General features: G+C 60.1%; 1 protein-coding gene. It reads right to left on the bottom strand.

Features of this window, described 5'->3' with window-relative positions:
- Positions 1-610: 610 nt before the first annotated feature.
- Entirely contained in the window at positions 611-841 is a 231-nt protein-coding gene (locus D6851_RS17490) for a BrnA antitoxin family protein (RefSeq protein WP_120326106.1), read from the bottom strand.
- Between the last annotated feature and the right edge of the window lie 191 nt (positions 842-1,032).

The raw sequence follows: 1,032 nt of genomic DNA on the forward strand, positions 1-1,032 counted from the left end.
TACCAGCGGACCGCCCATAGGATGACCTCGCCGGTAAAATGCCGCCCTTTGAAATCGTCCATCACAACCGACCTTACCAATCCAAGGGCCCAACCTTGGCAACCGCATCAGAGTTTGCAACAGAGCCCTGCGAGTTATCCATGCCCCGCCATAGCGCTATCCAAAAGCTGGCGGCGGCGGGGGGTGGGTAACTCGCTAATCAGGCCGCCTTCGGCGGTAGTGATGAGTGCCGCTAGTCGCCGCACGCGTTAGGCGCATGACGGACAGGAATCCGCATCCCTTCCACGTTGCGCACGCGGCAAGGTCGCAATTGGCTATCAAAAGGTGCAGGAGGCGATTTCCAGCCCATAGAGCGCAGGGAGGCGCTTGGGGATAGGTTTCGCCATCCAAGGGCTTGGCGGTGCCCTAACGGGCACCAGAGGGCAAAATCAGGGGCTTTCGGTTTCGCGCAGGTGGCAGGGCGGACATTCGCTCTCGCCAGCAGTGCCCCAGCTATCGAGCCAGTGGACCACTTCCTCGCCGGTCAGGTGCAGCCCTGTTTCCTGATATTCGGCCCATGAGGCGAGGGCTTCGGCTTTGAAGCTCTCGCGGGCTTGCGTGCGGTCTATGATCAGATTTGCCCCGCCGCTACAAGCTGACCGAGCAGGGCGTTTACACGGGTCTGCCACCCGGGGCCGCTGTCGCGCAGATGCTCGACCGTCTTTGCATCCAAGCGGATTTTTACCTCGACCTTGGGGTCTTCCGACTTGGGACGCCCACGCCGGGACGGCTTCATCCCGGCCATGAAGGCGGCATCCATCGGTGGGTTGTCGTCGTGAATTTTAGGGTCAAACTTGGCCATAATAGAACCTCGCTTCGTGCTTTTCTGCCAAACGCAGGCTGATCGCGCGGATCGCATCGTCATGGGCTCTGTTGCAAACTCTGATGCGGTTGCCAAGGTTGGGCCCTTGGATTGGTAAGGTCGGTTGTGATGGACGATTTCAAAGGGCGGCATTTTACCGGCGAGGTCATCCTATGGGCGGTCCGCTGGTA

Origin of the sequence: Altericroceibacterium spongiae, assembly GCF_003610805.1 — a bacterium.
GTDB classification, from domain to species: domain Bacteria; phylum Pseudomonadota; class Alphaproteobacteria; order Sphingomonadales; family Sphingomonadaceae; genus Altericroceibacterium; species Altericroceibacterium spongiae.